Source organism: Yersinia thracica (genome assembly GCF_902170565.1).
GTDB classification, from domain to species: domain Bacteria; phylum Pseudomonadota; class Gammaproteobacteria; order Enterobacterales; family Enterobacteriaceae; genus Yersinia; species Yersinia thracica.
The window spans coordinates 102,659-127,065 of sequence record NZ_CABHXX010000133.1 but is presented as its reverse complement, the minus strand read 5'-3'; the positions used below and the strand labels follow the sequence as shown (position 1 = coordinate 127,065).

The window sequence follows — 24,407 nt, the reverse complement described above, 5'->3', positions numbered from 1 at the left end:
GGTTAAACACATTATAGACATGCCTATTGCTTCTCAATCTTATTAATATAAAAAATTTTCATTATATATAAATAGACCTCGCTAATTAGTGAGGTCTTTTTTTGTGAATGATATTAATTAAATAAAAAGGTATTGAAATATAAAAAGGAGATGATTAATGAGTGACATTCAAACTGTCTTGACCCGCTGGGGTGTTTGGGCGAGAGAGCATTCTCAGCTGGATTATCCTCATATTGCTAGTGGATTTAAGGGAGTGGAAACTAGAAATAAAATGGCTGAATCCTGTTGCGATAATGATGGATTAGCCATTGATAAAACGATAGGGAATTTACAGCGAGCCTCGCGAGAAAAAGAATTAGAGCTTATCCTCCGTCATTATGTTTACGGGCAATCGAAAGCTTCTATTGCCCGATTAAAAAAATGTAATGAACGGGAAATTAGACGTCAATTACAAGTCGCTGAAAGTTTTATTGAAGGCTGTATAACACAATCTGATATTTCACTGGAAATGCAGGTGTAATGATTTCTATATTTTGTAAATATAATAACATTTAATGGTGCAGGGTGAGGCTAAAGTTTATTGGGCAACCTTTCAGTTGTATCTAATGTCAGAGAAGGAAGTCACTATAATAAGGCAGTCAGACTATAAACCCTTAGAACTCTCAGAATTAATAGCTATTGGCCTATATTATGTTCAAGAACATCTCTTTTTATAACTTCAATTAATGTATTTTCCCAAATTTAAATAAATGGCAAGGCTACAGAGCCGTAAATCGACTCTGTTTTTGGCTAACCCAGCAAACTGACATTCCCATCAGCGTGCTTTATTTTAGATTGCTACTAAAACCCTTACTGTTGCCTAAATCATCGACTAAGACAAAATCAACGGTTTTGCTGCCCGCCAGTGGTGAACGATTGAGTGGAAAATTCAGTTTAGAGAAGGGGGCGACCATATCCGGCAAGCCTTCAGCGCTACCTAATGTGAGGGCGCTGAGTGAGGCATAATAAGGTGTCGGGTTATCCACTCTTACCACGGCGGTATCGCCGTTACGTTCTAAAGCAAAAGTTAATGCTTTACTGACAGTATCCGCCGGTGCGGGTAAGTTTTTAGGGCGATAAAACACTTTATATTGCATGCGCAAAGCCAGTGTAACGGAAGATTCATCATCGGCTTTAGGTGTTGCTTTTGGGGGGATTTCGTAAACATTGAGCCAAAATGCAGACTCTCTATCCAGCGGTAATTTACTGGCCCCCGATAAAATTAAACGTAAGCTGCGTTGGGCTTGGGGTTGTAAGCGAAACAATGGCGGTAACACCAGCACTGGCGAAATCGCCTTCTCCGGTGTCGCCATCAAATCACCATCATCCACCCACACCTGCACAGCCACCGGGTAGTTATTACTGTTGACCAGTTGCAGTGATTCTTCTGTGTTGCCCTCACTGAAGATAATACGGGTTCTTTCGGCCATCACACTGGCCGTGGCTGGCACACTACAGGCCATGATCAGTAATAATAGCAACCCACTGATTTTGCGTTTGAAACGCGGATTATTGAACCCGGATAACCACTTGCGCATGCGCATTCACTGCTCCTGCCATCACAGTTTGCCCGCTGATTTTACTTAACTCAGCCCGAAAGTTCTCAGTGAAATTACTCCCCCCAGTCACCGGGGTGGTGCCTTCTTGCGCACCTTCAAAGATGCCATACCAGCCAGCATTATTACCGGTTTGAGTTACATTCTTCGATAGCAGATAAATTGGATTATTATTACGGTAAATACGAATCCCAACACCATTTGCCATTCCGGCTGCACCATAATTATCTGATACTAAATGACTAATACCGCCGTTGCCATTCATTAATCCCAATGCTTGGGCTTTAGCGGCATTCCCTGCTGGCACCAGGAAGCCCATGGCCACCCGACCCGCAGTGACGCCGGAGACAACGCCGGTCTGGCACTGGAAATCCACATTAAATTCAGCCGAACTGCTCGCGCCATTATTCAATTCTGCGACAGAAATTCGGGGCAATATTACCGTTGGGGTAAAATGAGTCACCGCACAAATGGCGGTGCGCCGGAAAGTCACATAACCACGTAAACCAATAGAGGCTGGCCAGTTAGCGGCCCAACCTTGGTAGTTTGAGAGAGAATCAGCGCCTTCAGCAGGGCCGGAAAGGCCGGGGCCTTTAAAAGAGATATAGGCATTTGGTTGTGTATGAGTATAGGCATAAGTCGCATCGTTGTTATTCCCAGTACGGGAATAGTCGATACGAAATAGCTCAGTATAGATATTACTAAAGTTTTTTGCTTTGACTAAAATCCGCCCGGTGCTGTCCTTATCAAGCTCGGTTAGGCGGCGGCCTTTCCAGAAGCGAGAGTAATACTGCCCTGTAGACAGATTGGTAAACCGGATAACAACATTACGCACATAGGTGGCATAACCAGAGGGAACATTGCCAGCAATCGCCCCATCTTCATTCATGCCAGCATGAGTGCTGTCTCCATTAGTAGCATACATTTCAAAGAGTTGGTCAACATCAGCCGCGGCGCAACGAAACAGCACCCGCTCAGGGTCATAACCGCTATTCAGTGCAAAGGTGGTAAATTCAGATGTGGCCGCAGCTAATAATGTTCCATCAGGCTGAAAGCTGGCGGCGGTACTGAGGTCAATCACACCGGGTAAGCCGAGTGACCCATTATTGTTATCCTGAGAGCCAGACCATGCACCTGCGGTGCCATCACCGACACTAATCTGACTTTGTGCCGTAATTCGGGTACAAGCTGACCATGCTGAAGTGCTAAATAGCCCGATAAGCAACATCACTCCCGCCACAATGCGCGGGCGACGGGAATTAACAGGCATTGTTGGCCGTGAAACTTCGCAAGATATTAACTGCTCTGTTGGTCTTAACATTATTTTTCTCATAATGGTTAACGGCGGCAACTGCCTGTTATATTGATAATATCTTGCTCAGTATCTTGGCTAGCAAAATCATAAGGGAGTTCACATTGCTCGGTGCTACTTTCACCCCAGCGAACATAAAGTGAGCCTTTTTTATCTTTCACTCGCACATAGATCTGATTCCCCTGACCCACCATACCGACCAGTTCATCTTTACTGTTAAAGACATCAGCGCCCAGTGGTAATCCCTCACCATCCGCTGTTTGGGTCTGAATTAATAGCGCGTAGCCGGTCAAAGTTTCGAATTTCACTTTCACCGCGGCCCCAGCATAAGGAACAACCCGGCCCTGATTTTCTTTCAATTCAGTATTGCGATTAATGCCTTTGGTATCCAAACCGACCGTATTGTAATTATAAGGCGTTAATGACGGCACCAGAGCAAAACCATTATTATCAATTCTCGCCCCTTGTGCATTTCGCACTGTCGCGCCTTGAGCACCATCGGCTTCAATTAACCCGAAGGTCTCGCCCAAATAAGGCCCGAGTGTCACACCTTTGCTGTGTATTACCGCTGCGCCGCGAGCACCCGCGCCGTATTGGGTATAATTATTGCCACGAGAATAACTGCCATTGACGGTTGCGTTAGGGAATTGTTTTTGCACATTTGCTCCCCAACTATTTGAACTGCCACCGATATTACTGTCGTCATAACCCGCATTGACTGAGTAATTAAAAGTATTACGTTCACCGGTGGTGCCCGATAACGCCGTCTGATAGCTATTGCCACTTTTTGGATTACGGTTGGCCGACATGGATAAATATTGATTCCCGCCGCCAATATTCAGTGGAATAGACACTGTCAATGAAGCGATATTTTCGGTATTACCGTAGCGCGTTGTTGTTGCCGTCTGATCAGTATCATCGACATCCCAACCAAACTGGGTGGAAGTATAAATTGTGCGCTGACGGCTAAGGGCCACGTTATAGCTGATATCGTTATAATTATTTGAATAGCTTAGCTGTAACTGGGTATCTCTCTGGGTATCGTTATAATAATCACTGGTTGAAGCTGAGGCAGCTAATTGACCATATTCACCCAAAGTTTGGTTTATTGTGGTGGTAAATTGGCTGCGCTGCTTATAGGTCGATGAATCCCAAGTCCCGCCATTTTTTTGCACTGAACGCACACCGAACACATCATTTAAATCACGATACCCTTTGGTTGAATAGCGATATCCCGCCAATGAGAATGTGGTGCCGGTTTCATTAAATGTCTGGCTATAAGTTGCCTGCATCCGCCAGCCATTCTGGGTTTGATCATCTTCAACTTTAGCATGGGAATAGGTGGTATTAAGACCAAATGCGCCAATTGGCGTCCCTAATACACCCCCCGCAAGTAATGCGGCATAATCTTGTGCTAAACGAAGCCCGCTGTTGGCTGTTATTTGATTGGTCAGCCCACGCTCATAGGTAAAATCAGTGAAATAGCTATCAATATTAGTGAAATCACGTGATTCCCCAATGACCGCATTATAACGGCTCACGCCTGGGCGCATTGAATCCGGTACCGCACTGAAAGGCACAGTAAATGTCGAGCGGCTGCCATTCGCTTCTACCACTTCAACATTAAGGTCACCCTGGCTGGTGGTACTGTACAAATCGTTAATAACAAATGGGCCGGGAGCGACGTTGGTTTCATATATTTCACGCCCATTCTGGCGAATAATCACTCGGGCATTACTGGTGGCAACACCACGAACTTCAGGAGCGAAGCCGCGCATTGATTGTGGCCACATACGTTGGTCGGTTGCCATTTTTGCGCCACGAAATGACATGGTGCCAAATAAGGTGCTATCGGTGAAAGTTTCACCCAGTGTCAATTGGCTATCTAATTGCTCGATAGGACGCTGCACATAAGTGCGGATATTATTCCACTGAGTATCACTGTTATTGCTATTACTGGCATAGCGCACATTTGATTGTTGACGTAATTGCCACAATCCGAGATTGAGGCCACTTTTTAGGCCAACAAAACCGTAATCAGAAGTGCTATTTTGCTGGGATTGCGTGTCGCTACGATAAAAGTTAGCGCTGTAGTTAACGAATGCGAGTTTTTCGCCTTCTTCCCATTCTGCGCGCTCGATATAACCCCGAGGCCGTTTTTGTAATAATGATTGTGGAATAGAAAGCTCTAAGCGCAGTTTGGCCTGATCAAAATGAAAAGACGCCCCTTTTACTCGCTCTGATAATGGCAGACATTGCCCTGTAGCCACAGAATCTGAAGGTGCTGCTTCTACTTCTGATTCTACCTCAGTGGCATTAGGTTCTTTAGGCGTGGTGTTATTTTTATTGGATAGTTCAACGCCGGCAGCTGTTAAAAACTCATCATCCAGGCACGGGTAAACCTCCGATGAATCAGCATTTTTAATAAACTTAACCGTTGTGCGCTTGAATAGTGTGTTATTAACCAAGACATCTACAGCATCGTAGTTTCCGGGCGTAATAGAATTCTCTTTATTCAACTGGTTCAGGCCCGACGCAAATTTTGTGCCTAAAAAGAGAGATTCATCAAATTCGAGATTTTGTGGGTCTTCCTGCGCCAAAACAGTATCGACATGTAAAACTAAAGTTATGCACAACGTTAATAACTTCTTGCGGTCAGAAAAATTCTTTTTTAGAACGACTTGTTTTAGTTCGACTTGTGCAAGCCCCATAAATATTCCTTAGCCGGAAAGTTACTACTGAATTTTATAACTATTGAATTTTATAATTATTAAATTTTATAACTACCGGTATCTTGCCCGCCAAAATCATTTACTAACAGGAAATTAACAATAGCATTTGAAGGGGCAGATGAATTTGGGATAATCCACTGAGCCTGAGACATTGGAGCAATCATCTCTGATTTCATTTTGAGTTTTTTACCACCGCCAACGACTTCACCACTGGCAATGGTGGCATAGAACCCGGTTGGATTTTTGCCTGTCACAACAACATCTTTACCTTGTTGGCGTACAGTAAAAGTCAGTGTGCTAGCAACTTGGTCAACACGGCCAGCAATATTTTCGGGCCGATAAAACACTTTAATGCGATTACGCATTAACACTAACATTTTATTATTCTTTTCTGCTTTATTAACGGGGGGAACCTGTAAGAAATTAAGATAGAACACAGATTCCCTGTCCGTTGGCAAACCACTACCGGTATATTTCAGCCGTAATGTTTGGCCTGCATTTGCTTCAATACGAAAGAACGGCGGGGTGACGATAAACGGGGCTTTACCCGTTTCTGGTGTTGATTGAGCATCACCACTGTCTAACCAGACCTGGACAGCATTAGGAAAATTATCTTTATTGGTTAATTGGACACTGTGCTCTTTTTCACTTGCCGAATATATAATACGGCTGCCGCTCATGACTACGCTGGCATTAGCAAAAGACATACCCATAAGAATTAATAAAGGGATAAGCAGATAACGGTAGCTATTTATATTAAACATGATGGGAATATCCTCTGAAAGGAACGGCAAAATAGTATTATACCCTTGGTGTTCGAAGCTGCGGGGGTTAGCTACAGCGCCTACCCGCAACTTCAATTACACAGAGTATAACCTATCCTACCATACTGATATTACAGGTAAGAAACTGCGTATTGTACAGAGGCTACCACAGAACCAGGGCCCGCTTGACCGGTAGCAAAATATTGAACAGCGAAATCATGTTCTGCTGATGTTTCGTTGGCTTTTAACACCATACCCTCTTGTGCTACACCACTATTCAGATCAATACCTGTTGTTGTGACGGCATCTTTCAGTAATTGAAGCTCAACATTTGATGCTGTGCCGGTATTTTGTAAGTTACCATTAGTTGTAACTTGGTTACCAACGAAAACTGTTTTGATATCAATATCATCAGCGCTTGCTGCACAGCCGGATACACCCAGAGTAAAGGTTGTCTTACCGGCGGTTTTACCCGAAGCATCTAAATCGCTGCTTGATACTGTTGGCAACAGTATCATTGGGTTTGCATCAAGGCCGTTGACAGTCACAGCACAAGTTTGTGCGGTGACTTCACCTTGGAAAGTAATTGTATTATTGCTGGCTGCCATTGAAGCAGTTGTAGATGCTGCGAATAAAGCCATAGCCAAAGTAATCTTATTCATTTGAAACTCCAATGCGATAATTTAAAATGGGTTAAATTCTCATTGGTATCTAAATGCGAGTGAGAACTTAACTTAATAAAGATGAAGTGGTTAATGACTATATGGCGAATAACATTCGATTATATTCGTCAGCTTTCCACAAGGTTTTCATTTAAAGTGACTCAGTGGTTTTATTCCCTCTGCGTCCCTTACTTGATGACGACAATAATATAGAATGTGACGTGGGGCGCACATAGGACAAACAAACCAATGTTTGTAGGAAGATTCCCAGTGAAATTCACTTTTCACTCAACTGAATTTAACTTATTGTTTTGTATGTATTTTTATTTTATTTGAAAAGTCGCTAATGAGATCTTTCTTGTTGTTTTATTTATAAATCACATTATCACTGCTTTTTTTTAACATTTAAATGCAATTTATTCATATAATTCAATATATGGTTTGTAAAGTTAAGTGTGTGTTTTGTATAGATGTAACGACTTAGGCGCAGATGGCTAATAATATCTATGTTGTTTTCTGAAAATAATTATTTTTCGATGTGCATTCTTGTGGGGGGGTAAATAGGAATATTAGCAATGTATTATTTGCGCCGCCGGCAGGTGGCGCATGATTAATTTAATTGCGATATAAAACTTTAATAATATGATAACCAAACTGAGTTTTTACTGGGCCATAAGGTTGCAGTAGTTCGCAGCTGAATACAGCTTTATCGAATGCTGGAACCATATCCCCTTTATTGAACTCACCCAGATCGCCGCCGTTGCGTTTTGACGGGCAGTTAGAGAACTTTTTCGCTAACTCTTGGAAATTGGCACCGTTATTTAACTGCGCCAGAATATCGTTTGCCTGCTTTTCATCATCAACCAGAATGTGCAGTGCAGAAGCTTTGTTTGCCATAGTAACAATCACCACCAATTTATTGGGTAGGGTTATTTGAACGAAGATTATCTTCAAGGGAGCCTTGAAGCGCGCCAGTGTAACGTATTTTGGTCGTGATGGGGCCACCGTGCTTTGCGTTTTACAAATCATGCGTTTTACAAATCACGTGTTTTATAGAGCACGTGTTTCATAGAGTAAAAGATGGCAGGTGGTTTTTTTTCATCGGCCGCTTTCTGCTACAATCCTGTTCCCCCCGTTTACCTACAGAGCTGCCAAGTGCTATGCGATTAAATCCCAGCCAACAACAAGCCGTCGAATTTGTCACCGGGCCTTGCCTGGTGTTGGCCGGTGCGGGTTCGGGCAAAACCCGAGTCATCACTAATAAGATTGCGCATCTGATCCGCCAATGTGGCTATCAGCCAAAGCATATTGCTGCGGTAACCTTTACTAATAAAGCCGCACGCGAGATGAAAGAGCGTGTGGCTCAGACTTTAGGGCGCAAAGAAGCGCGGGGTTTGATGATTGCGACATTCCATACTTTGGGGTTGGAAATCATCAAAAAAGAGTACAAAGCGCTGGGAATGAAATCCAATTTCTCACTGTTTGATGCGCAAGACCAACTGGGTTTATTGAAAGATTTGACCCACAAGTGGTTGGAAGACGATAAAACGTTGCTGCAACAGCTGATATCCCAGATCTCAAATTGGAAAAATGATCTTCTCGATCCTGCCGCCGCCGCAGCGTTGGCGCGATCCGAGCGCGATAAGCTGTTCGTCCATTGCTATGGCTTATATGACGCCCATTTAAAAGCTTGCAATGTATTAGATTTTGACGACCTTATCTCGCTGCCAACTCTGTTGCTGCAAAACAATCTGGAAGTGCGCGAACGTTGGCAAAATCGGCTGCGTTACCTATTAGTAGATGAATACCAGGATACCAATACCAGCCAGTACCAAATGGTTAAACTGTTGGTGGGCAGTCGGGCGCGCTTTACCGTGGTGGGTGATGATGACCAATCCATCTATTCATGGCGCGGTGCACGGCCACAGAACTTAGTTTTGCTGAATGAAGATTTCCCCCAGTTGCAGGTGATCAAGCTGGAGCAGAACTACCGCTCTTCGGGCCGAATTCTGAAAGCAGCGAATATTTTGATCGCCAATAACCCCCATGTTTTTGAAAAAAGGCTCTTTTCTGAGTTGGGTTATGGTGATGAGCTCAAAGTGATTACCGCCAATAATGAAGATCATGAAGCTGAAAGAGTGGTCGGTGAACTTATTGCCCACCATTTTGTGAAAAAAACGCAATACAGCGACTATGCCATTTTGTATCGCGGCAACCACCAATCACGGCTGTTTGAAAAGCTGCTGATGCAAAACCGCATACCTTATCGTATCTCCGGCGGCGATTCATTTTTCTCGCGCCCAGAGATCAAAGACTTACTGGCTTACTTGCGGGTATTGACCAATCAGGATGATGACAGCGCATTCTTACGCATTGTGAATACCCCAAAGCGCGAGATAGGTTCAGCGACGGTTCAAAAGCTGGGTGAATGGGCCAATGTGCGTAATAAAAGCCTGTTTCGTGCCAGTTTTGATTTAGGGCTAGGCGAGCATCTGAAAGGCCGTGGGCTGGAGTCATTACAGCGCTTTACTCATTGGATGGACAGCATTATTCGGTTAGTGGAACGCGAGCCTGTGGCGGCAGTGCGGGATTTGATCCACGGCATTGATTATGAGAGTTGGCTGTTCGAAACCTCTCCCAGCCCGAAAGCCGCTGAGATGCGGATGAAAAACGTCAATTTATTATTCAGCTGGATGACCGAAATGCTGGAAGGGTCAGAATTGAATGAACCAATGACCCTGACTCAGGTTGTCACGCGCTTTACCCTGCGCGATATGATGGAACGCGGGGAAAGTGATGAGGAGCTGGATCAAGTGCAATTGATGACCTTGCATGCTTCAAAAGGGCTGGAATTTCCGTATGTGTTCTTGGTTGGCATGGAAGAGGGTTTACTGCCACACCAAAGCAGCATTGACGAAGATAATGTCGATGAAGAGCGGCGGCTGGCCTATGTTGGGATCACCCGTGCTCAGCGCGAACTGTTTTTCACTTTGTGCAAAGAACGGCGGCAGTATGGCGAGCTGATTCGGCCAGAACCAAGCCGCTTTTTGATGGAATTGCCGCAGGATGATTTGAAATGGGAAAATGAGCGCAAAGTCGTGAGCCCAGAAGAGCGGATGCAAAAAGGCCAGAGTCACCTGGCCAATATTCGTGCGCAACTTGCGAATGCTAAAAAGCCACAGTAAAGCTGATGCGGCGCTGCTCAGCCACAAAGAATTTAGTTCAATTCTTCTAATAATAGCGGCCACTGAACATAGCTCTGCCAATGACTTTCTTGCTCTAATGCTTCTGCGCGGTAAGGATGCTGTTGCAGCCAGCTCTGAGGTAACAGCACATAAAGTCCCTCGCCATTGGCCCGTAGCCTAACCGCCGGCAGTGTGTCATCCCGGCGACGGCTGGAGAATATAATCGCCAGACGCAATAAACGACACAAATGCTGAGCCATATCTACTGGCAATGCATTTTGTTGATTTAACAGCGAGAGATCGATCGTATCACTCTGATTTTGCAGCAAAGCCGCAAGAAGTAGTTTTTGCGCGGGAGTAAAACCAGGGAGGTCCAGATTGCGTATCAGGTAAGCGGCATGTTGCGGAGCACGTTTAAAATCGATGCTTAGACCAATTTCGTGCATCAAACAGGCGTTTTGCAATAATTCGCGACATCGGCCATCAAGATGCCACTCTTTTTCTACCTGAAGCAAAAAGTTATCGGCTAATTTACTGACGCGTTTGGCTTGTTCAGTATCCAGTAAATAGCGGCGCTGTACATTTCGCACCGTTCGGCTGCGAACATCTTGTTCTACCGGCAAATGAAGCATGCCATAGACCAGCCCTTCACGTAGTGCGCCGCCGGCTAACGTCATACTTTCAATCGCCAGCTCCTGGAATATCGCAATTAAGATAGACAGGCCACTGGGGAAAACCAGTGCGCGTTCCAGTGTTAAACCGGGGATTTCCAGTTCTTCCAGTTTGCCACATTGAATCGCTCTTTGTTTGAGCTGCTGCAATTTGGCTAAGGTGATCAGCTCGTCCATACCCTGAGCGACCATGATTTCTTGTAGGGCCTGAACCGTGCCAGAGGCACCGACACAGATTTGCCAGCCATGGTCACGAAAGCGCTGTGCGACAGGTTTTAGCATCTCATGAGCGGCTAATTCAGCACGATCAAAATTGTCTTTTGCCAGGTTGCGGTCACTGAAGTAGCGCTCCAACCAGGTTACGCAACCCATTGATAAACTGACCAGAATATTTGCCTGAGCGCCATTGCCGGTCACCAGCTCTGTGCTGCCACCGCCAATATCGACGACTAAACGCTGCTCTGGCCCACCGGTAGTATGGGCAACGCCCTGATAAATCAGACGCGCTTCTTCTTCACCACTGATCACTTGAATCGGACAACCGAGGATTTCAGCCGCAGTTTGCAGGAATTCTTCAGCATTTGAGGCCAGACGCAAGGTTGCTGTTGCGACCACGCGAATCTGATTCAAAGGAATGTCCTGCAAGCGCTCTGAAAAAAGCTTCAAACATTGCCAGCCACGTTCCATCGCTTCTTGCGATAGGTGGTTTTGGCTATCCAGACCCGCCGCCAAGCGGACTTTCCGCTTGATTCGGGCCAGCGTCTGGATACTGCCAGCCACCTCACGTACCACCAACATATGAAAACTATTGGAGCCAAGATCGATGGCAGCATAAAGTGAGGTGGAACTTAGCATCATTTATCAGCTCGGTCGCTTACGGTTATTCCGTGGTGCACCACTGCGACGTGGGGCAGAGTTACGGCGTGGGCCATTCCCGGTGCGAGTACGGGCCAGACGTTTTGGCGCGGGTAAATCAGTTAATAGCGCATCGCTATTATATTTACTTACCGGAATGCTATGGCCAGTGTAGGTCTCAATAGCGGGTAAGTTTAACGCATACTCTTCACATGCCAGGCTGATGGAATGACCACTTTCGCCAGCACGGCCAGTTCGGCCAATGCGGTGAACATAATCTTCACAGTCATCGGGTAAGTCATAGTTGAAGACATGGGTGACCAGTGGAATGTGTAGGCCACGGGCGGCAACATCAGTCGCAACCAAAATATCCAAATCACCTTTAGTGAAATCTTCCAGAATCCGCAGGCGTTTTTTCTGTGCAACATCACCGGTCAACAAACCGACACGGTGACCATCAGCAGCCAAATGGCCCCAGATTTCTTCGCAACGATGTTTGGTATTGGCGAAAATAATGCAGCGATCTGGCCACTCTTCTTCAATTAACGTCTGAAGCAGACGCATTTTCTCTTCATTTGAAGGGTAGAACAGCTCTTCCTGAATGCGGTGGCCGGTTTTTTGCAACGGTTCCACTTCAACATATTCAGCGTTATTCATTTGCTCAAAGGCCAGTTCACGTACCCGGTACGAGAGTGTGGCAGAGAACAGCATGTTTAAGCGCTTATCAACAGAAGGCATACGGCGGAACAGCCAGCGGATATCTTTAATAAAGCCTAAATCGTACATCCGATCAGCTTCATCCAAGACCACAACCTGAATCGCACCGAGGTTAATATAATTTTGTTTTGCGTAATCGATTAAACGACCAGTAGTACCGATCAGAATATCAACACCACTTTCCAGCACCTTAAGCTGTTTATCGTAGCCATCGCCGCCATAAGCCAAGCCTAATTTCAGCCCGGTTATCTGGGAAAGTGATTCTGCATCAGAGTGAATTTGCACGGCTAATTCGCGCGTTGGTGCCATAATTAATGCGCGCGGCTGATTAGTCTGGCGACCCTCTTCTGCGGGGTGAGAAAGCAAATAATGGAAAGTAGACGCTAAGAATGCCAGCGTCTTGCCGGTTCCTGTTTGCGCCTGACCCGCTACATCACGCCCCGAAAGGGTGAGTGGCAATGCTAACGCCTGTATCGGCGTGCAATACTGAAACCCTTTGTTTTCAAGGGCTTCAATAACTAACGGGTGCAGGGCGAAGTCGGAAAACTTCTGTTCGGTCAAGTGTGTTTTGCTCATAGTGTGGTAGAATATCAGCTAACTATTGCTTTACGAAAGCGTATCCGGTGAAATAAAGTCATCCTACTGTTGGTTAATGCTACACCAACGAGGTAGACACAATCCTTTGGAGTAGAACATGAGCGATAAAATTATTCACCTGAGTGACGAAAGCTTCGGCACTAAAGTGCTGGAAGCCGATGGCCTGGTTCTGGTTGATTTCTGGGCTGAATGGTGTGGTCCGTGCAAGATGATTGCTCCGATTTTGGATGAAATTGCTGAAGAGTATGAAGGCAGACTTACTATCACTAAATTGAATATTGATGACAACCAAGCCACTGCACCGAAATACGGTATCCGTGGTATCCCTACGTTGTTGTTATTCCGTGACGGTGAAGTAGTGGCAACCAAGGTAGGTGCTTTGTCTAAGGGGCAGCTTAAAGAATTCTTGGATGCGAATCTGTAAGCGGCGTTAGCCGTTAATACTTAAAGTTATTGGCGTTGCAGCAAGGGAGCAAACGAGCGACAAATTGGTTGTAAACCAATTTGAACAGCGCTTGCGCTGGCTCGTAGGGTGAGCTTCTAATGAGGCACATAATCCCGATAAGCTGACTTAGGTCAGTGATTCGGGTGAGTTAGAGTCGCACACTGCTGCAACTTCAAGGCCGTAGGGTATGTTTAGCGGCAGTTGTGATTTCTCACACTGACCGCTAGACGCCCGCAAAGAAGCGTGTTAAGTTTAGCCTACTGCATATAGAACATTCCTGTGTATTGAGTCCGGGTTTGTAGCATCTAGCTTATTCTTTAGTATCTAATAAATAGTCTGTAGCATCTAAATAGTTTGAATCTAAAGTTTTACTCTATGTCGAAATAATTTGTGTTGAGAATATTTATGAACTCAATCGGTTTTTGACAGTCTAGTGTTTTACAAAATCAGTCTAAGGCACCTTCAATCTTTACACCGTTGAGTCGCGCAAGCTTGCGTAAGTCATTACTTGCGTAGTTTGGCCAAGGCCGGTGATTGAATGTCCCGTTAAACAGGCACGGATGACGCTGCCATACCATTCACGACCATAGTTCGAGACATACCCCGAGTTTAAGAACCCACCATTATGAATCTTACCGAATTAAAGAACACGCCGGTTTCTGATCTGATAACACTTGGCGAAAATATGGGGCTGGAAAACCTGGCCCGGATGCGTAAACAAGATATTATTTTCTCTATCCTTAAGCAGCACGCGAAAAGTGGAGAAGATATCTTCGGTGACGGTGTGTTGGAGATATTGCAGGATGGATTTGGTTTCCTCCGTTCAGCAGACAGCTCCTACCTCGCCGGTCCCGACGACATCTATGTATCCCCAAGCCAAATTCGCCGTTTCAACCTTCGCACTGGTGATACCGTTGCCGGTAAGATTCGTCCACCGAAAGAAGGTGAGCGTTATTTTGCATTGTTGAAAGTTAACGAAGTTAACTATGACAAACCGGAAAACGCCCGTAACAAAATTCTGTTCGAAAACTTAACTCCATTACATGCTAATTCTCGTCTGCGGATGGAACGTGGTAATGGTTCGACAGAAGATTTAACTGCCCGTGTACTTGATTTGGCATCGCCAATCGGTCGTGGTCAGCGAGGGCTGATTGTTGCTCCGCCAAAAGCGGGTAAAACTATGCTGTTGCAGAATATTGCAACCAGCATTGCTTACAATCACCCTGATTGCGTATTAATGGTCTTGCTGATTGACGAGCGTCCGGAAGAAGTCACCGAGATGCAACGTCTGGTTAAAGGTGAAGTTATTGCTTCAACTTTCGATGAGCCAGCATCCCGCCACGTTCAAGTCGCTGAAATGGTTATCGAGAAAGCGAAACGTCTGGTTGAACATAAAAAAGACGTTATCATTTTACTGGATTCGATTACCCGTCTGGCCCGCGCATACAACACCGTCGTACCTGCTTCTGGTAAGGTTCTGACCGGTGGTGTGGATGCTAACGCCTTACATCGTCCTAAGCGTTTCTTTGGTGCTGCGCGTAATGTTGAAGAGGGCGGTAGCCTGACCATCATTGCCACCGCGTTGGTTGATACCGGTTCTAAAATGGATGAAGTTATCTATGAAGAATTTAAAGGTACCGGCAACATGGAATTGCATCTTTCTCGCAAAATTGCAGAGAAACGTGTGTTCCCAGCTATTGATTTCAACCGCTCTGGTACGCGTAAAGAAGAGTTGCTGACAACCACTGAAGAGCTACAAAAAATGTGGATTTTACGTCGAATTCTTCATCCAATGGGTGAGATCGATGCAATGGAATTCCTCATCAGTAAACTGGCAACAGCGAAAACCAACGATCAGTTCTTCGATAACATGAGACGTTCATAAGTTTAGCGAAATTAATCAAAACGCCACGCTCAGACGTGGCGTTTTTTGCATTTGGGCTATACGATAGTCGGGATTGTTATCTACCTAGTGAATAACTCAATCAAAACCAATGTCTATTCTCTACACTTATTCTTCTTAATACATCCAAAGAATTTTGAGTTGCAGGTCGACAATAAATAAACCCATCCCGATGAGAACGTGCAGTGCTCCTGTGGCTTAAAATATAAAAGGGATGACGAGAAAATAGTAAAAATAGAGTTGGGAATAGTCAGCAAGGCTGTCATCATATTCAGAAATAACTGAAAGCATAGGGAAGGCATAGGGAAGGTGTGGTATACGCCGAACCACATGCTAAGCTGTCGTATCTTTTTGCAGAGAGCGGTTAAACGTGAACTTACTCACTATGAGTACTGAAATATTTGTTATTTTTCTGTTTTCTCTGGCATTTTTATTTGTAGCTCGCAAAGTCGCCAAGAAAATTGGATTAGTTGATAAACCTAACTATCGCAAACGTCACCAAGGATTGATCCCATTAGTGGGCGGAATATCCGTGTTTGCGGGCATTTGTTTTACTTTCCTGATAACTAACCAACAGATCCCACATTTCCAGTTATATCTGGGGTGTGCTGGTTTATTGGTGTTCGTTGGTGCTTTAGACGATCGCTTCGATATCAGTGTAAAAATCCGAGCCTTTGTACAAGCATTAGTCGGTATTGCCATGATGGCAGTCGCAGGGCTTTATTTACGCAGCTTGGGACATGTGTTTGGCCCGTGGGAGATGGTATTAGGGCCGTTCGGCTATGTTGTCACACTGTTCGCAGTATGGGCGGCGATAAACGCTTTCAATATGGTCGATGGTATTGATGGTTTACTGGGCGGGCTGTCTTGTGTCTCTTTCGGTGCCATGGGTCTTTTGCTGTATCAAAGCGGACAAATGGCATTAGCGCTGTGGTGTTTTGCGATGATTGCCGCCATCGTGCCTTATATCTTGCTTAACCTTGGGTTGCTAGGCCGCCGCTATAAAGTCTTTATGGGTGATGCGGGCAGTACGCTGATTGGTTTCACTGCGATTTGGATACTGTTGCAAAGCACACAGGGTAATTCTCATCCCATTAACCCGGTTACAGCATTGTGGATTATTGCAATTCCATTGATGGATATGATTGCCATCATGTATCGGCGTTTGCGTAAAGGAATGAGCCCTTTCTCCCCCGACCGCCAGCATATTCATCACTTGATCATGCGCGCCGGTTTTACTTCACGACAGGCATTTGTCTTAATCACCCTGGCTGCGGCATTGTTAGCGGGAGTGGGCGTTATCGGCGAACGGCTGATATTTGTCCCAGAATGGGTCATGTTGGCATTATTCTTGCTTGCATTTCTGTTGTATGGTTACTGCATAAAACGGGCATGGCGAGTGGCGCGTTTTATCAAACGTATCAAGCGTCGGATGCGCCGTGCATCGCAAAATAAGCATGAATCTTAACCAGAGGCTTTTAGGCAGTGATGAAACCAGAATCTATGTCGACTGATAAAACAGGATCTACCCATAACGAGCCAGTTATGGATAACGAGTTAGATATCCGCAGCCTGTGCCGTACTCTTTGGCGCGGTAAAGTGTGGATTATCGGTATGGCAATTCTTTTTGCTGCAATAGCGCTGGGTGTTTCTTACTTGGTAAAACAGCAGTGGAGTGCGACAGCCATTACAGACAGACCAACTGTCAATAATTTGGGCGGTTATTACTCTCAGCAGCAATTTTTGCGCAACCTGGATAGCCGTAACAATAGTGGTGTTGTCAGTGAGCAACCCGGTATTTCTGACGAAGCCTACAGCGAGTTTATTACCCAGTTAGCCGCTTACGATACGCGCCGTGATTTTTGGCTACAAACTGATTATTACAAACAGCGGCTAGAAGGTGATGCTAAGGCGGATGCGGCATTACTGGATGAGCTGGTGAATAATATTGTTTTCACCCCGCGTGATGACAAAAAAATACTGAATGACAGCATTAAATTGACGGCAGAAACCGCCACCGATTCCAATAAATTGCTGCGCAGTTATATTGATTTTGCTAGCCAACGTGCTGCCAGCCACTTGAATGATGAGATTGAAGGCGCATGGGCTGCTCGCACTCAGTCAATGAAGGCGCAGGTTAAACGGCAAGAAGCCGTTGCTCAAGCCGTGTTCGATCGTGAAGTTGCTGCGGTTAAGCAAGCTTTGAAAGTGGCTAGCCAGCAAGGGATTAATCGCAGTCAAACCGATACCCCGGCTGAACAATTAGCCGATTCTAAAATGTTTATGTTAGGTAAACCGATGCTCGAAGCCCGGCTAGAGACATTGCAGGCTACCGGCCCAAGTTTTGATATTGATTATGATCAGAACAGAGCAATGCTGGCAACATTGAATGTCGGCCCGACGCTGGATAAAACCTTCCAGGCTTACCGTTACTTGCGTACACCAGAAGATCCGGTTACCCGTGATAGTCCGCGTCGCGTATTCCTGTTGATTATGTGGGGCGCGATTGGTGCATTGGTTGGCGCGGGAGTGGTGTTGGTTCGCCGTACCAGTACGCAAGCATAACCCGTGCGGTAAGTGCTAAGTATTCTTGATCAGTAAGAGACTGATCAGTAAAAGATTGACCAGTAATGGGCGTATTGTGCGCCCAACTTGCAGGCGTTGTCTGCGGCTAACTGACCTTAAAGAGATTCACTGTGAAAGTGTTGACTGTTTTTGGCACCCGGCCTGAAGCCATTAAAATGGCTCCTCTGGTGCATGCTTTGGCTCAGGATGAAGCCTTTGAATCAAGAGTCTGCGTCACGGCTCAACATCGTGAGATGCTGGACCAAGTGCTGCGTTTATTTGAGATTCAGCCGGACTATGATTTGAATATCATGAAGCCGGGACAGGGATTAACGGAAATAACCTGCCGTATTCTGGAAGGGCTAAAGCCTGTTCTGGAGGAGTTTAAGCCGGATGTAATCTTAGTGCATGGCGATACCACAACGACGTTGTCGACCAGCCTTGCCGCATTCTATCAACGTATTCCTGTCGGTCATGTTGAAGCGGGCTTGCGCACCGGGGATCTCTATTCACCGTGGCCAGAAGAAGCTAACCGCCAACTGACCGGCCATCTTGCTATGTATCATTTTGCTCCGACAGAAAACTCGCGGCAAAACTTGCTGCGCGAGATGGTGCCAGACAACCGCATTTTTGTGACCGGCAATACCGTGATTGATGCGCTGTTCTGGGTGCGTGATCGGGTGATGAATAACCCAGAATTACGCGACAGTTTGGCAGAGCGTTATCCATTCATCGATACCAATAAGAAGATGATTCTGGTGACGGGCCACCGCCGCGAGAGTTTTGGTGGCGGTTTTGAGCGGATTTGCAGTGCATTAGCTGAAATTGCACTTAAACATCCTGAGGTACAGGTGGTTTATCCGGTGCATCTCAACCCTAATGTCAGTGAGCCGGTCAACCGCATCTTGAAAGGGATTGATAATATCATCCTGATCGACCCGCAAGATTACCTGCCATTCGTTTACCTGATGAATCACGCCTACCTGATCCTAACGGATTCCGGTGGTATTCAGGAAGAAGCGCCTTCATTAGGCAAGCCGGTATTAGTGATGCGGGATACCACTGAGCGCCCGGAAGCCGTCGATTCGGGTACAGTTTTGTTGGTGGGCACTAATATTAATAAAATTGTCGATGCAGTGACCCGCTTGCTGACTGATGAAACTGCCTATCATCAAATGTCACGGGCGCATAATCCTTACGGTGACGGGCATGCCTGTCAACGCATCCTTGAAGCTTTAAAGAATCATCAGGTGACGCTATGAGTTTTGACACTATTTCTGTTATCGGTCTTGGGTATATTGGTCTGCCAACTGCTGCTGCTTTCGCGTCGCGCAAGAAGAAAGTGATCGGCGTGGACGTCAACGCCCATGCGGTTGAAACCATTAATCGCGGTGCAATCCATATCGTGGAGCCGGATTTAGGTAAAGTGGTGAAGGCTGCTGTCGAAGGCGGCTACTTGCAAGCTGTAACCAAACCGCTGGCTGCTGATGCGTTTCTTATTGCCGTGCCAACACCCTTTAAAGGCGATCATGAGCCGGATATGGTGTATGTTGAGTCCGCCGCTAAATCTATCGCTCCTGTGTTGAAAAAGGGTGATTTGGTCATTCTGGAGTCCACTTCTCCAGTGGGAGCCACTGAGCAAATGGCTCACTGGCTGGCTGAAGCTCGCCCTGATCTGAGCTTCCCACAGAACGCGGGTGAAGAGGCAGACATTAACATCGCTTATTGCCCAGAGCGCGTATTGCCGGGCCAGGTGATGGTTGAACTGGTTCAAAATGACCGTGTTATCGGCGGTATGACGCCAAAATGTTCTGCCCGCGCCAGTGAGTTGTACAAAATCTTCCTGGAAGGCGAATGTGTGGTGACCAATTCCCGCACCGCAGAAATGTGCAAGCTGACTGAAAACAGCTTCCGCGACGTTAACATTGCTTTCGCCAATGAACTGTCACTGATTTGTGATGAGCAGGGAATCAATGTGTGGGAGCTGATTCGCCTGGCGAACCGCCATCCGCGGGTGAATATCTTGCAGCCAGGCCCCGGTGTTGGCGGCCACTGCATTGCTGTTGACCCATGGTTTATCGTTTCTCAAAATCCACAATTGGCCCGCCTGATCCATACTGCGCGTCTGGTGAATGATGGTAAGCCGCTGTGGGTGGTTGACCGCGTGAAAGCGGCGGTTGCCGATTGTCTGGCGGCCACTGACAAACGTGCATCTGAAGTGAAAATTGCCTGCTTTGGTCTGGCATTTAAACCCAATATTGATGACCTGCGCGAAAGCCCGGCGGTTGAAATCGCCCATTTGATCGCACAATGGCACACTGGTGAAACGCTGGTGGTTGAGCCGAATGTTGAGCAATTGCCGAAATCGCTGGCGGGGCACGTTACGCTGAAAGATACCGCGACTGCCTTGCAGCAAGCGGATGTGCTGGTGATGCTGGTAGATCACAGCCAATTCAAAGCCATCAAACCAGAAGATGTGAAGCAATCATGGATTGTGGACACTAAAGGAGTATGGCGTTGAGACGTATTCTAGTCACAGGTGGGGCCGGTTTTATCGGCTCTGCCGTGGTAAGACATATTATCGATGGCACCTCAGATAGCGTCGTTGTGGTGGATAAACTGACCTACGCGGGCAATTTGGAGTCACTGGCGGTGGTTGCTCACAGCGAGCGCTACGCTTTTGAACAGGTTGATATCTGTGACCGTGCTGAGCTGGATCGGGTTTTTGCACAATATCGACCGGATGTAGTGATGCATCTGGCGGCAGAAAGCCATGTTGACCGCTCTATTGATGGCCCTGCGGCCTTTATCGAGACCAATGTCGTGGGCACTTACCAGATGTTGGAAGCGGCGCGTCATTACTGGCAACAACTGAGTGCAGAGGAAAAACTGGCGTTTCGCTTCCACCATATCTCCACTGATGAGGTGTATGGCGACCTACACGGCACCGATGATTTATTCACCGAAACTACGCCTTATGCGCCAAGTAGCCCTTATTCTGCTTCCAAAGCCTCTAGCGACCATTTAGTTCGCGCGTGGCTGCGAACCTATGGTTTACCGACCTTGGTGACCAATTGCTCTAATAACTATGGCCCATATCATTTCCCTGAAAAATTGATCCCACTGGTCATTCTGAATGCGCTCGCGGGTAAACCGCTGCCAGTGTATGGCAATGGCGCACAGGTTCGTGATTGGTTGTATGTTGAAGATCATGCCCGGGCCTTGTATCAAGTGGTGACCGAGGGTGTGGTGGGCGAAACTTACAATATTGGCGGCCATAACGAGCGCAAAAATATTGAAGTGGTTGAGACTATCTGCACGCTTTTGGATGAATTGGTTCCAGAAAAACCGGCAGGAATTGCTCACTATTGTGACCTGATTACCTATGTCAAAGACCGCCCAGGCCATGATATGCGCTATGCCATCGATGCCAGCAAAATTGAGCGGGAACTGGGCTGGCGGCCGCAGGAGACTTTCGAAAGTGGCATTCGCAAAACCGTATTATGGTATTTGAATAATGAATCTTGGTGGCGTCGTGTTCAGGATGGTTCTTACGCCGGTGAGCGTTTGGGCCTAAGTGATTGACGATAGGTTCGAAGTTTATTAATCATTGGGATGGCATCATTCAATATTTTGCATGATGTTTTCAAGACATAGTATGTCTTAGGAGATCGAATGAAAGGCATAATTCTGGCTGGTGGTTCCGGCACGAGGTTGCACCCCATCACCCGTGGTGTCTCTAAGCAACTACTTCCTGTTTATGATAAGCCGATGATTTACTATCCGCTGTCAGTGCTGATGCTGGCGGGGATCCGCGACATCCTGATTATTTCCACTCCAGAGGATTTACCGTCATTCCAGCGCTTGCTGGGTAATGGTGAAGAGTTTGGTATCAATCTGAGTTATGCCGCGCAACCTAGCCCAGATGGGCTGGCACAAGCATTTATCATTGGTGAAGAGTTTATCGGCCATGAGCCTTGCTGTTTGGTACTTGGCGATAATATCTATTTTGGTCAGGGCTTTAGCCCGAAACTGAAAACGGTGGCAGCACGTCAACAGGGCGCGACAGTTTTCGGCTATCAAGTCATGGACCCAGAGCGCTTTGGCGTGGTGGAGTTTGATGACAACTTCCGCGCATTGTCGATTGAAGAGAAACCGAGCCAGCCGAAGTCCAATTGGGCGGTGACCGGGCTTTATTTTTATGACAATCAAGTGGTTGATTTTGCCAAACAAGTTAAGCCGTCGGAACGCGGTGAGCTGGAAATAACCAGCATCAACCAGATGTATTTAGAGCGCGGTGAACTGACGGTAGAATTATTAGGCCGTGGTTTTGCCTGGCTCGATACTGGCACCCATGACAGCTTGATTGAAGCCAGTACCTTTGTGCAAACCGTTGAAAAACGTCAAGGTTTCAAAATTGCCTGTCTGGAAGAAATCTCCTGGCGCAATGGCTGGTTGGATGACGATGGCGTCAAGCGCGCAGCCACGGCGTTAGCCAAAACCGGTTACGGCAAATATCTGTTGGACTTGCTCCATGCCCGTCCACGCCAATATTGAGCCGCTGGCCTGGGAAAGTGAATTTTTCCAGCGCCGGAGTGCAAAACTGATTTTCTCTGACTCAGCTCCGCAACTTAACCCGGCTGAGTTGGATTCTTTTACCTTAATCCAAGCCAAAGTTCCTACCCACCGCCTTGATCTCATTGATTCCCTTGGCCAACTTGACTTCAAATTAGTTGAAGGCGAAGTTGATTTGGCGCTGCCCGTTGAGGAAAAAGATGCGGTTGGCACGGAAAATGCTATATCTCAGGCAGATACCGGAACCTGTCAACAGCGGATCGCCACCACCGCCGATATCCCGCTATTGCGCAGTGTTGCTGCCCGTGCTTTTGCATTAAGCCGCTTTCGCGCTCCGTGGTATGACCCACAGGACAGCGGGAGATTTTATGCATTATGGGCGGAGAAGGCCGTACTGGGCACTTTCGACCATCAATGTTTGCTGGTAATGGATACATCGGGGCAACCGGCGGGGTTTGTGACATTACGTGATTTGCAAGATGGCAGTGCGCGTATTGGTCTGTTGGCGGTGTTCCCCGAAGCTCAGGGTAAAGGTATTGGTTCATTATTAATGTCGGCGGCAAAGCAATGGTGCCACAATCATGGGTTACACCGATTACGGGTAGCCACACAGATGAGTAACATTGCTGCTTTACGCCTTTATATTCGCAGCGGAGCCTCGATTGAGAGCACCGCGTATTGGTTATGCAGGGGATGAGATGATTCCATTTAACGCTCCACCGGTAGTCGGCACCGAACTCGGTTATATGCAGGCCGCAATGAGTAGCGGTAAATTATGCGGTGATGGTGGTTTTACCCGTCGCTGCCAGCAGTGGATGGAGAAACGTTTCGATTGCCCGAAAGTGTTACTGACGCCCTCTTGCACCGCCTCACTGGAAATGGCGGCGTTGCTGCTGGACATCAAACCCGGCGATGAAGTGATTATGCCAAGCTTTACCTTCGTTTCGACCGCCAACGCCTTTGTATTGCGCGGCGCGAAAGTGGTGTTTGTGGATATCCGCCCAGACACCATGAATATCGATGAAACCAAGATTGAAGCGGCTATTACCGATAAAACTCGCGTTATCGTGCCGGTTCATTATGCAGGCGTGGCCTGTGAGATGGACACCATCATGGCGCTGGCGAAAAAGCATAATTTATTTGTGGTAGAAGACGCTGCGCAGGGCGTGATGTCGACTTACAAAGGCAAAGCTCTGGGCACTATCGGCCATATTGGTTGCTTTAGCTTCCATGAAACCAAAAACTACACGGCGGGTGGTGAAGGTGGTGCGACGCTAATCAATGACAAATCACTGATTGAGCGCGCTGAAGTTATCCGTGAGAAGGGGACTAACCGTAGTCAGTTCTTCCGTGGACTGGTCGACAAATATACCTGGCGTGATATTGGCTCCAGTTATTTGATGTCTGATTTACAGGCCGCATATCTATGGGGCCAGTTGGAAGCCGCAGAGCAAATCAATGAGCGCCGTCTGGGGCTGTGGCATATTTACTATAATGCTTTCAAGCCTTTGGCTGATGCTGGGCGCATTGATTTACCGGCGATTCCTGACAATTTGGAACAGAATGCGCACATGTTTTATATCAAACTGCGTGATATTGAAGAGCGTTCTGCGTTCATCAGCTACTTGAAAGAAGCTGAGATCATGGCGGTATTCCACTACATTCCATTGCATGCCTGTCCGGCAGGTGAAGAATTTGGGCGTATGGACGGTGAAGACCGCTTTACCACCCAGGAGAGTGAGCGCCTGGTGCGTTTGCCTGTCTTCTATAACCTGACTGATGTGAATCAGAGCACGGTCATTAATACTGTTCTGAGTTTCTTCGCCTGA

The 24,407-nt window shown here is 46.7% G+C and carries 20 protein-coding genes; 12 read left to right on the top strand and 8 right to left on the bottom strand.

Annotation, left to right across the window (positions count from 1 at the left end; genetic code table 11):
• Positions 1-157 precede the first annotated feature (157 nt).
• Positions 158-520: an antiterminator Q family protein gene (locus tag FTA91_RS18655; protein WP_050115264.1), complete on the top strand. Its 363-nt coding sequence runs from the start codon at positions 158-160 to the stop codon at positions 518-520.
• 304 nt (positions 521-824) lie between these two features.
• Here FTA91_RS18655 and FTA91_RS18650 read toward each other — a convergent pair whose 3' ends face one another.
• The 6 genes from FTA91_RS18650 to ppiC form a co-directional block, all read right to left on the bottom strand.
• Positions 825-1,583 carry a fimbrial biogenesis chaperone gene (locus FTA91_RS18650; protein ID WP_050115263.1) on the bottom strand — a complete coding sequence of 253 codons (759 nt, stop codon included), beginning with the start codon at positions 1,581-1,583 and terminating at the stop codon, positions 825-827.
• Positions 1,549-2,865, bottom strand: a complete 1,317-nt coding sequence (gene stbD, locus FTA91_RS18645) for a fimbrial usher protein StbD (RefSeq protein ID WP_227507667.1) — start codon at positions 2,863-2,865, stop codon at positions 1,549-1,551. The genes FTA91_RS18650 and stbD overlap by 35 nt, the downstream gene beginning before the upstream one ends.
• A gap of 68 nt (positions 2,866-2,933) precedes the next feature.
• Positions 2,934-5,618: a fimbria/pilus outer membrane usher protein gene (locus FTA91_RS18640; RefSeq protein WP_050115260.1), complete on the bottom strand. Its 2,685-nt coding sequence runs from the start codon at positions 5,616-5,618 to the stop codon at positions 2,934-2,936.
• A 59-nt stretch (positions 5,619-5,677) separates the two neighbouring features.
• Positions 5,678-6,403, bottom strand: coding sequence for a fimbrial biogenesis chaperone (locus FTA91_RS18635; RefSeq protein WP_050115258.1), 726 nt, complete (start codon positions 6,401-6,403; stop codon positions 5,678-5,680).
• 131 nt (positions 6,404-6,534) lie between these two features.
• Positions 6,535-7,065: a fimbrial protein gene (locus tag FTA91_RS18630; protein ID WP_050115256.1), complete on the bottom strand. Its 531-nt coding sequence runs from the start codon at positions 7,063-7,065 to the stop codon at positions 6,535-6,537.
• A 615-nt stretch (positions 7,066-7,680) separates the two neighbouring features.
• Entirely contained in the window at positions 7,681-7,962 is a 282-nt protein-coding gene (ppiC, locus tag FTA91_RS18625) for a peptidylprolyl isomerase PpiC (protein WP_004704164.1), read from the bottom strand.
• A gap of 263 nt (positions 7,963-8,225) precedes the next feature.
• On the opposite strand from ppiC, the gene rep reads away from it, so the two are divergent.
• Positions 8,226-10,250 (top strand): DNA helicase Rep, encoded by a 2,025-nt coding sequence (gene rep / locus FTA91_RS18620; protein ID WP_050115253.1) that lies wholly within the window; start codon positions 8,226-8,228, stop codon positions 10,248-10,250.
• A 32-nt stretch (positions 10,251-10,282) separates the two neighbouring features.
• On the opposite strand, the gene ppx is transcribed toward rep, so the two are convergent.
• Both ppx and rhlB read right to left on the bottom strand, forming a co-directional pair.
• Positions 10,283-11,776 (bottom strand): exopolyphosphatase, encoded by a 1,494-nt coding sequence (gene ppx / locus FTA91_RS18615; protein WP_050115276.1) that lies wholly within the window; start codon positions 11,774-11,776, stop codon positions 10,283-10,285.
• Positions 11,777-11,782: 6 nt separating this feature from the next.
• A complete protein-coding gene (rhlB, locus tag FTA91_RS18610; RefSeq protein WP_004393131.1) occupies positions 11,783-13,069 on the bottom strand; it encodes an ATP-dependent RNA helicase RhlB in 1,287 nt (428 codons plus the stop codon).
• A 118-nt stretch (positions 13,070-13,187) separates the two neighbouring features.
• Between rhlB and trxA the strand changes: the two genes are divergently transcribed.
• The 10 genes from trxA to rffA all read left to right on the top strand — a co-directional run bounded on the left by trxA (position 13,188) and on the right by rffA (position 24,407).
• A complete protein-coding gene (gene trxA, locus FTA91_RS18605; RefSeq protein WP_004393133.1) occupies positions 13,188-13,514 on the top strand; it encodes a thioredoxin TrxA in 327 nt (108 codons plus the stop codon).
• 646 nt (positions 13,515-14,160) lie between these two features.
• The gene (rho, locus tag FTA91_RS18600; RefSeq protein WP_004704159.1) at positions 14,161-15,420 is read left to right on the top strand and encodes a transcription termination factor Rho; all 1,260 of its coding nucleotides are present in this window, start codon (positions 14,161-14,163) and stop codon (positions 15,418-15,420) included.
• A 388-nt stretch (positions 15,421-15,808) separates the two neighbouring features.
• Positions 15,809-16,906, top strand: coding sequence for a UDP-N-acetylglucosamine--undecaprenyl-phosphate N-acetylglucosaminephosphotransferase (gene wecA, locus FTA91_RS18595; RefSeq protein ID WP_072082659.1), 1,098 nt, complete (start codon positions 15,809-15,811; stop codon positions 16,904-16,906).
• 20 nt (positions 16,907-16,926) lie between these two features.
• Positions 16,927-18,003 (top strand): ECA polysaccharide chain length modulation protein, encoded by a 1,077-nt coding sequence (gene wzzE / locus FTA91_RS18590; RefSeq protein WP_174634552.1) that lies wholly within the window; start codon positions 16,927-16,929, stop codon positions 18,001-18,003.
• Between the two features lie 131 nt (positions 18,004-18,134).
• Positions 18,135-19,265: a non-hydrolyzing UDP-N-acetylglucosamine 2-epimerase gene (wecB, locus tag FTA91_RS18585; RefSeq protein WP_038638142.1), complete on the top strand. Its 1,131-nt coding sequence runs from the start codon at positions 18,135-18,137 to the stop codon at positions 19,263-19,265.
• Positions 19,262-20,524, top strand: a complete 1,263-nt coding sequence (gene wecC, locus FTA91_RS18580; RefSeq protein ID WP_050115249.1) for a UDP-N-acetyl-D-mannosamine dehydrogenase — start codon at positions 19,262-19,264, stop codon at positions 20,522-20,524. The genes wecB and wecC overlap by 4 nt, the downstream gene beginning before the upstream one ends.
• Positions 20,515-21,588, top strand: a complete 1,074-nt coding sequence (gene rffG / locus FTA91_RS18575; RefSeq protein ID WP_172667628.1) for a dTDP-glucose 4,6-dehydratase — start codon at positions 20,515-20,517, stop codon at positions 21,586-21,588. The genes wecC and rffG overlap by 10 nt, the downstream gene beginning before the upstream one ends.
• A 90-nt stretch (positions 21,589-21,678) precedes the next feature.
• Positions 21,679-22,560 (top strand): glucose-1-phosphate thymidylyltransferase RfbA, encoded by an 882-nt coding sequence (gene rfbA / locus FTA91_RS18570; protein ID WP_050115247.1) that lies wholly within the window; start codon positions 21,679-21,681, stop codon positions 22,558-22,560.
• Positions 22,538-23,275, top strand: a complete 738-nt coding sequence (gene rffC / locus FTA91_RS18565; RefSeq protein WP_145536063.1) for a dTDP-4-amino-4,6-dideoxy-D-galactose acyltransferase — start codon at positions 22,538-22,540, stop codon at positions 23,273-23,275. Before rfbA ends, rffC begins: the two co-directional genes overlap by 23 nt.
• Before the next feature lies 1 nt (position 23,276).
• A complete protein-coding gene (gene rffA, locus FTA91_RS18560) occupies positions 23,277-24,407 on the top strand; it encodes a dTDP-4-amino-4,6-dideoxygalactose transaminase (RefSeq protein ID WP_145583754.1) in 1,131 nt (376 codons plus the stop codon).

What these genes read in the sequence shown, in the direction of transcription:
- FTA91_RS18655 (WP_050115264.1), top strand. Translation starts at nt 158, where the DNA reads ATGAGTGACATTCAAACTGTCTTGACCCGCTGGGGTGTTTGGGCGAGA.
- FTA91_RS18650 (WP_050115263.1), bottom strand. Translation starts at nt 1,583, where the DNA reads ATGCGCATGCGCAAGTGGTTATCCGGGTTCAATAATCCGCGTTTCAAA.
- stbD (WP_227507667.1), bottom strand. Translation starts at nt 2,865, where the DNA reads ATGCCTGTTAATTCCCGTCGCCCGCGCATTGTGGCGGGAGTGATGTTG.
- FTA91_RS18640 (WP_050115260.1), bottom strand. Translation starts at nt 5,618, where the DNA reads ATGGGGCTTGCACAAGTCGAACTAAAACAAGTCGTTCTAAAAAAGAAT.
- FTA91_RS18635 (WP_050115258.1), bottom strand. Translation starts at nt 6,403, where the DNA reads ATGTTTAATATAAATAGCTACCGTTATCTGCTTATCCCTTTATTAATT.
- FTA91_RS18630 (WP_050115256.1), bottom strand. Translation starts at nt 7,065, where the DNA reads ATGAATAAGATTACTTTGGCTATGGCTTTATTCGCAGCATCTACAACT.
- ppiC (WP_004704164.1), bottom strand. Translation starts at nt 7,962, where the DNA reads ATGGCAAACAAAGCTTCTGCACTGCACATTCTGGTTGATGATGAAAAG.
- rep (WP_050115253.1), top strand. Translation starts at nt 8,226, where the DNA reads ATGCGATTAAATCCCAGCCAACAACAAGCCGTCGAATTTGTCACCGGG.
- ppx (WP_050115276.1), bottom strand. Translation starts at nt 11,776, where the DNA reads ATGCTAAGTTCCACCTCACTTTATGCTGCCATCGATCTTGGCTCCAAT.
- rhlB (WP_004393131.1), bottom strand. Translation starts at nt 13,069, where the DNA reads ATGAGCAAAACACACTTGACCGAACAGAAGTTTTCCGACTTCGCCCTG.
- trxA (WP_004393133.1), top strand. Translation starts at nt 13,188, where the DNA reads ATGAGCGATAAAATTATTCACCTGAGTGACGAAAGCTTCGGCACTAAA.
- rho (WP_004704159.1), top strand. Translation starts at nt 14,161, where the DNA reads ATGAATCTTACCGAATTAAAGAACACGCCGGTTTCTGATCTGATAACA.
- wzzE (WP_174634552.1), top strand. Translation starts at nt 16,927, where the DNA reads ATGAAACCAGAATCTATGTCGACTGATAAAACAGGATCTACCCATAAC.
- wecC (WP_050115249.1), top strand. Translation starts at nt 19,262, where the DNA reads ATGAGTTTTGACACTATTTCTGTTATCGGTCTTGGGTATATTGGTCTG.
- rffG (WP_172667628.1), top strand. Translation starts at nt 20,515, where the DNA reads ATGGCGTTGAGACGTATTCTAGTCACAGGTGGGGCCGGTTTTATCGGC.
- rfbA (WP_050115247.1), top strand. Translation starts at nt 21,679, where the DNA reads ATGAAAGGCATAATTCTGGCTGGTGGTTCCGGCACGAGGTTGCACCCC.
- rffC (WP_145536063.1), top strand. Translation starts at nt 22,538, where the DNA reads ATGCCCGTCCACGCCAATATTGAGCCGCTGGCCTGGGAAAGTGAATTT.
- rffA (WP_145583754.1), top strand. Translation starts at nt 23,277, where the DNA reads ATGATTCCATTTAACGCTCCACCGGTAGTCGGCACCGAACTCGGTTAT.